This window comes from Desulfonatronospira sp. (assembly GCA_003563255.1).
GTDB lineage: Bacteria > Desulfobacterota > Desulfovibrionia > Desulfovibrionales > Desulfonatronovibrionaceae > Desulfonatronospira.
On the sequence record PWSL01000078.1, the window covers coordinates 1 to 6,932 of the forward strand.

Below are 6,932 nucleotides of genomic sequence, written 5' to 3' on the forward strand. Positions count from 1 at the left end.
GAGGTATATATTTTTTCCTTGCGGGAATAAGACCCCAGTGAAACCCTGCTCCGCAGGAACGCTTTCAGCGTTGTTTCACGGGGCAGGACCCGCAAGGAAAAGGTATCAGCCCTTCGGGCGGAAATACGACGATTTTATCTTATTGGGTGCATCGGTGTCAATAGGTGGACAGTAAGAGTATTTGGGTCCACGAATCTTCACTAATCTTCTCTAATGAACCGGCCCGGGGACAGTCCCCGCGACACCTTTTATGCATCAATACAAAAATTACAGACGCGAAGTTTTGTGAGCCTACACAGTTAGGGACAGTCCCCAGGCCTGGTGCCATTAGTGATCGCCGAGTACCCTCTGAATGATTACGATTTCGTTTTACACCCTTTGAGCCCTTGACGTCTTGAATTTTCCAATGCAAACACAATCTGAGCAGGAATTTTTCCATAAGGTTAACTCTTAGTGGCTACACTCAACGAGGTTAATTTTGAACATGACCGATGAAGCCCTTTTAGGCCTGCTTCGCAATACAGACCGATCCATCAAGGCGGTTTCAGAGATCGCCCCCGGCTTTGCCCAGATCCCGCAGCAGGACCTGACAAGGCTCATGCTGAAGCTCATAGATGAAGGTGAGGATAAAGCCCTGGGCATTTTTCTGAATGTCATCGCTTATCAGAGGATGAGTTTTGATACCCGGGTCCTGTGTCAATCATTGAAGGTTGTTGATAAAACTGATGATTTTATCTACCCTTTTCGAGAACAGGACGAGAAGGCAATTGAACCTTTGCTTGAACTGGCTCAGGCCAAGGATATTTCAGGTCAGAGAAATGTTCTGGCAGCTCTTCTGGCGGTTGAGTTCAGCGTCAAGTACGGCGCTATGGGCCGGGAGGTGAAGAAGGTCCTGACAAAAATGACCAACAGCCTTATTATGCCGGAGGCGATGCTGCTCATCCGGTCCGCACTGGCCTTTCTTGAGGACGAGGAAAGCCGGAATGTTTTTATGCCTGCATTCCTGGAAAAAGATATCCATGAAGAACTCCCGGAATCCAAAGGTCCCAGCTATATAGGACAATCGCATACAGTCCGTAGGCCAGTGCCCAAAATCAGCAGAAATGCACCTTGTCATTGCGGAAGCGGCAAAAAGCACAAGAAATGCTGTCTGGAAAAGGATCAGGAATTATTCCATGATGCTTCTCCTTATGCCGGGCTGACCATGTCTCAGGTCATGTCCTCCCCGGACCTGGTGGATGATACCCTGGTTATAGACAATATGCGGGCCTACCAACTGAAAAAACTGAACCATCAGAAACTGAAAAACAAACAACTGTTGGCTGCATACCAAAAGGCCAGTGCCTTCGGGCTGTACGAAACCGGTTACAGGATGCTTTTGGAGTTGAAGGGCAGGCCGGAGCAGGAAGACTTGGCCGTTTTGCACCTGCATGACCTCCTGCATGCCGCCCTGGATGACGGCGATCTTGAGTTGTCAAAAATAATCGAAGGTCAGATCCCGCAAGATGAGCTTGAAGATGAAGAGGGCAAAAAATTTCACATGTTTCTCCTGGAAAATAAAGATCTGTTCATGACCATGGAAAAGCACTGTCAAGGTTGCCTTACCAACCAGGATGATTTTCTAAGATTTAATCCGGTGGACATGGCTTATTGTTTTGAAAAGCTGTTTCCAGCACTGACCATAATCTTTACCCGATCGGCGATCATTGAACACAGAACGTCACCCCTTGATAACAGGTTTTTACTGGATATTCTGCGTAATGCCAGAACAGACCTGGATCTTGAGCCTCTGGACGACCCCATTGAAAACTACCATGAATGGTCCATGGATAAGCTCGAACAGGGTTTTGATCTTGAGGCAAAAGACAGGGAAATCCATGAACTTAAGCAAAAAATCTACGAAGGAAGACGCTGTGCACTTGAACAGGATCGCGAGTTGCGGGAAAAAGAACGTGAGCTGCAGACGTTGAGCAAAAAGCTGGAAAAGGAAGACCGGCTCAAGGATACCATCAACCTGGAACAGGGTCAGAGTCATGCCCAGACCGGGGAACAGGCTGATGTCTCCCACTTGAAGCGGCGTATTGAGCGGATGAAGATGGAAGTCCGGGAACAGCAGAATGAGCGGCGCAGGCTCAGCAAGCTGCTGGAAGCCAAGCGGGCTGAAAGAATCAAGACTGATGAGAAACTGCCCCATCAAGGGCGGGAAAAAGCTGTGGATGAGGGACATGCAGGAGCGGCCCGGGAGACGGATTTTAATGTTAAGAAAGTAGTCATACCGGTTTATACGGACCAGTTCAGAAACAGTTGTGAACAGATCTCCACAGGAATAGTGGCCAAAGCTTTGAGGGCAATAGCAGGCTTTGCCGCTCACGATCAGGACGTCCTGCGCCAGAGTAAAAGGCTGGAACGATTTTCATCAGTTTACAGAGTGCGTATCGGGCTTTATCATCGTCTGTTGATCAGATATGAAAAAGAAGAGCTCAAAGTGCTGGATCTGATTCACCGGCAGGACCTGGAAAAATGGATCAGACATTATTCCAGGGGGCCTGATCATTGAGGACTTCCTGAACGGTTACTACAAAAATTACAATCGCGAAATTTTGTGAAGATGCACAATCTTATATAGCGGGGACAGTCCTCCCGGCCTTTTGCCAATAGTCACCACGGAGGCCCCCTGAATGGTTACCTTTTATGGAGTATTCTGAGCATCTTTTTCTACTGGGCGGGATAATGCTCCTGCTCTTTTTCCTGGTGAGTTATATTTTTCAGAGGCTGAAGATTCCTTCTCTTCTGGCTTATATCTTCCTGGGTGCAGCGCTGGCCGGGTTCCTGACGGACCCGGAACTGGACCTGGTGGACCAGATCGCCCGGGTGGGCATTGTGCTGCTTTTCTTTCTCCTGGGCCTGCATTTTCCCCTGGCCCGGCTCATAAATATATCCCGCAGGGTCTGGAAAGTCGGGGCCATGGACATCGGGCTCAACTTCGGGGTCAGTTTTCTGCTGGCCTATCTGCTGGGTTTCGATCTGCTGGCTGCGTTGCTCATCGGCGGCGTAGCATATGCCACCAGTTCCTCCATCACGGTCAAAATGCTGGAGGAGTCCAAGCGTACGAATACCCCGGAAGGAGAGTTCAAGCTGGCCCTTCTGATTTTTGAGGACCTGGCGGCACCGGTCATGGTATCTTTTCTGGTGGGTTTGACCACCCACGGGGTAATCACAGCCGATGCCATTGCCTGGATCTTTATAAAGGTAGTACTTGTAACCGCGGCTTCCATTTTTATTGCATATTACGGTTTCCGCAGGCTGGACGTATTTGTAAGCAGGTACATGTCCAGAGATTTTATGCCACTGTTTGCCATTTCCATAGCCCTGATCTTTGCCGGCATCGCCGAAGCCATGGAGCTTTCCAAGCTTTTGGGGGCTTTTCTGGCCGGGGTAATGCTTTCAGAAACAGGCACCTCCAAGGAACTGGGCAAAATTATCGCTCCCATAAAAGATCTGAGCCTGCCTTTTTTCTTTTTCTGGTTCGGCACATCCATTGCTCTGGAGACAGGAATTATTTCCCCGGCTTCCCTGGTGCTGCTCATTCTGTGGGCCATAGCAGGCAAGCTGATAGTAGGATTCTGGGGCGGAAGAATCTACGGCCTCTCATTCAGGGGGGCCATCCGGGCGGCATTTTCCCTGGTGCCCAGGGGGGAGTTTTCCGTGGTCATAGCGGCCCTGGCAGAACCGGTGCTGCGTACCTTTCTGGGGATTTACATTGTGGTTACCGCTTTTATCGGGGTGTTTTTCTTCCGCAAGGCCCCCTCAATGGCCGAAACTATCAACCGCAGGCTTAAAAAAAAGTAACCATTCAGGGGGTCCCCGGTGTTGATTACTGGCACTCACGCCTCTGGCGTGACTGGGGACTGTCCCCGCTAAGTACTATAGCAGACGCAACTGAAAATAATCATTTTTGAGTCACAGGGGTCAGTGGCCGGTAGTCAGTAGTCGGTCAAAACAAAGAGTTCTGTGATCCATTCAAAAGTACCAGTGCCTGTATGACTTTTTGCAGGTTCATCATATAAGGCCTCAGGAGGATTTATTTTATGCATATTATTATCATCGGCGGTGGAGGCGTTGGGCGAGAGCTGGCCCAGAACCTGTTTCACAAACGCCAGAGTATAGTGGTTATCGAAAATAACAAGGAGATAGCCGAAAAGCTGGGACAGGACCTGGATCTTTCTGTTATAAACGGCAACGGTGCCAACCTGGATATCCTGCACAAGGCCAAAATCAAGTCCGCTGATATGCTCATTGCTGTTACAGGCGCTGACGAAGTCAATATCATTGCCAGTATGATCGCCAAAAAGCTCGGGGTTCACTTTACAGTGGCCAGGGTGCGCAACCCCGAGCGGGCGGGCAGCATTGACGTGGATACCCGGGGACTGGTGCACAAAGAGATCGGCATCGACATGATAATCAGCCCGGAAAAGGCCGTGGCTCAGGAAATATCCAAAATGATCCACTTCCCGGAAGCCGTTGAAGTGGAACATTTTGCCAAGGGCAGGGTAATGATGGTTTCAACCACTGTCACCCAGGAAGCCAGGATTACCAATACCACTTTGCAGGAACTGGATCTGCCCAGGGGCTGTATAGTGGTGGGCATCAAGAGGTCCAACGGGGATTTCGTGCTGCCCGGCGGCAGGGACAAGATCCAGGTGGGGGACAAGGTCTACCTCATTGGAAAAGCAGAGGTCATGCGTAAGGCCAGTAGTCTTCTGCACCATGAATCGTCCCGGGTGGACCGGGTGATAATTCTGGGAGGAGGGATTATTGGGTTTTATCTGGCCTCTATCCTGGAATCGGATCAGCAGAGGTCCTTTATTGTCAAGATCATTGAGCAGGACCCGGACCGGGTGGAAGAACTGAACCGGAAGCTCAGCAGGACCATCGTACTGCAGGGAGACGGCACCGAGCTATCCTATTATAACGAAGAAGAGATCTCTGAAGCAGACATACTGGTGGCCGCTACAGAAAATGACCGTACAAATATTGTGGCTTCCATGATGGGGCAGAAGCTCGGGGTGCACAAGGTGATCTCTGAACTAACCAGGATAGGCTACGCCTCAATTTATGACACCCTGGGGATCCTGGAAACCGTCAATCCTCACCTGATTACCGCTTCCCAGATCCTGCGTTTTACCAGGCGTGAAGATGTCGCCTCCCTGTGCCTGTTGAAGGAGGAAGCAGCAGAGGTCATGGAGGTGGTGCTCCCGGAGACGGCCTGTGTGGTGGGGCAGAAAATTTCCCAGGCGGGTTTTCCCAAAGGTCTGTTGATCGGCACCATAGTCAGGGGTGATGAGATTATAATTCCTGACGGTAATACCGTGCTTAAGGCCGACGATCACCTGGTGATTTTCACCATAGTCTGCTTCAACCTGGACCGCTTTTTCGCCTGCAGGGAGTAAGAGGATGAGACTGCAAAAAGTTTTATTTCCAGTTGCAGTAGTCAGTATTAACAAATAACAAATAACAAATAACAGATAACTGGGTTGCGGGCACAGCCCGCGTTAGAATCAATATCAGGCAAGGAAAAACTCCCGGTACCATTTAACAAACCGCTCAATCCCCTCCTCAACAGACGTCTCGGGCTTGTAATCCAGGTCCCGGACCAGGCTGTCCACGTCGGCGTAGGTACTGGGCACGTCTCCGGGCTGCAGGGGCAACAGGTTTTTTTGGGCTTTTTTGCCCAGGGACTTTTCCAGAGCTTGTATGAAATCCATAAGCTGTACGGGGTTGTTGTTGCCTATGTTGTAAAGCCTGTACGGGGCACTGGATGTTGCCGGATCAGGATTTTTGGGATCCCAGTCCGGGTTGCCCGCGGGAGGATTATCCATGACCCGCACCACTCCTTCCACAATATCGTCGATATAGGTAAAGTCCCGCTGCATCCGGCCGTGGTTGAACACGTCTATGGGTCTGTCCTCCAGCATGGCTTTGGTGAACAGGAAAAGGGCCATGTCCGGGCGCCCCCAGGGTCCGTAGACGGTAAAAAAGCGTAATCCGGTGCAGGGCAGCCCATAGAGGTGGGCATAGGTGTGGGACATGAGCTCATTGCTCTTTTTGCTGGCTGCATAGAGGCTGATAGGGTGGTCCACGTTGGCATGCACTGAAAAGGGCTGCTTTTCGTTGAGCCCGTACACGCTGGAACTGCTGGCAAATACCAGGTGCTGCACCTGGTTGTGCCGGCAGCATTCCAGGAGGTTGACGTATCCTACCAGGTTGGAATCCACATAGGCATAAGGATTGGTCAGGCTGTAGCGCACTCCGGCCTGGGCGGCCAGGTTGCAGGCCCGGGAAAATCCCTGTTCCCGGAAGAGATGCTGCATGCCTTCCCGGTCTTCAAGGTTGAGTCTTATGAAGGAAAGCCCGGGATACTTATCCGAATGATACAGACGGCCGTAGTCATATGGCCCCTGGAAGCCGGATTCCTGGAGTCGGCCGTATTTGACCCGCACATCGTAGTAGTCATTTATGTTGTCCAGCCCCACCACTTCAAAGCCGCGCTCCACCAGGGTCAGGGCCAGCCTGAACCCGATGAATCCAGCGGTACCGGTCACAAGTATTTTCATGTCTTCTCCTTTGGATACAAAAACCCACTGTATCTGTTCTGCGCTTTGCATGTGGCACAGAGACTGGCTCTTCCCGCACTTATTTTTAGCTGATGTGAAGATCATTACTGAAAAATAGTAACTATTCAGGGGGTGCCGCAACGGCCCGGGGACAGTCCCCGCGACACCTTTCCTGCACAATTCAAATATGACAAACGCTAAGTTGTGTGAACCTTCAAAGATAGTACTTAGCGGGGACAGTCCCCAGACCTTGTGCCAGGAACTACAACTGAGTGCCCCCTGAATGGTTACGAAAAATTAGTGCGGGGGTGCCTGTCC

4 protein-coding genes are annotated in these 6,932 nt (G+C 50.8%); 3 read left to right on the plus strand and 1 reads right to left on the minus strand.

What is annotated here, in order from left to right:
- Positions 1-484: 484 nt before the first annotated feature.
- The 3 genes from QZP87_RS02240 to trkA all read left to right on the plus strand — a co-directional run bounded on the left by QZP87_RS02240 (position 485) and on the right by trkA (position 5,450).
- The gene (locus tag QZP87_RS02240) at positions 485-2,557 is read left to right on the plus strand and encodes an SEC-C metal-binding domain-containing protein (protein ID WP_291321296.1); all 2,073 of its coding nucleotides are present in this window, start codon (positions 485-487) and stop codon (positions 2,555-2,557) included.
- 134 nt (positions 2,558-2,691) lie between these two features.
- The gene (locus QZP87_RS02245) at positions 2,692-3,849 is read left to right on the plus strand and encodes a cation:proton antiporter (protein ID WP_291321293.1); all 1,158 of its coding nucleotides are present in this window, start codon (positions 2,692-2,694) and stop codon (positions 3,847-3,849) included.
- A 239-nt stretch (positions 3,850-4,088) separates the two neighbouring features.
- Positions 4,089-5,450 carry a Trk system potassium transporter TrkA gene (gene trkA / locus QZP87_RS02250; protein ID WP_291321294.1) on the plus strand — a complete coding sequence of 454 codons (1,362 nt, stop codon included), beginning with the start codon at positions 4,089-4,091 and terminating at the stop codon, positions 5,448-5,450.
- A gap of 114 nt (positions 5,451-5,564) precedes the next feature.
- Here the strand turns inward: trkA and QZP87_RS02255 are convergent, their stop codons facing one another.
- Positions 5,565-6,614, minus strand: coding sequence for an NAD-dependent epimerase (locus QZP87_RS02255; protein ID WP_291321295.1), 1,050 nt, complete (start codon positions 6,612-6,614; stop codon positions 5,565-5,567).
- Positions 6,615-6,932 lie beyond the last annotated feature (318 nt).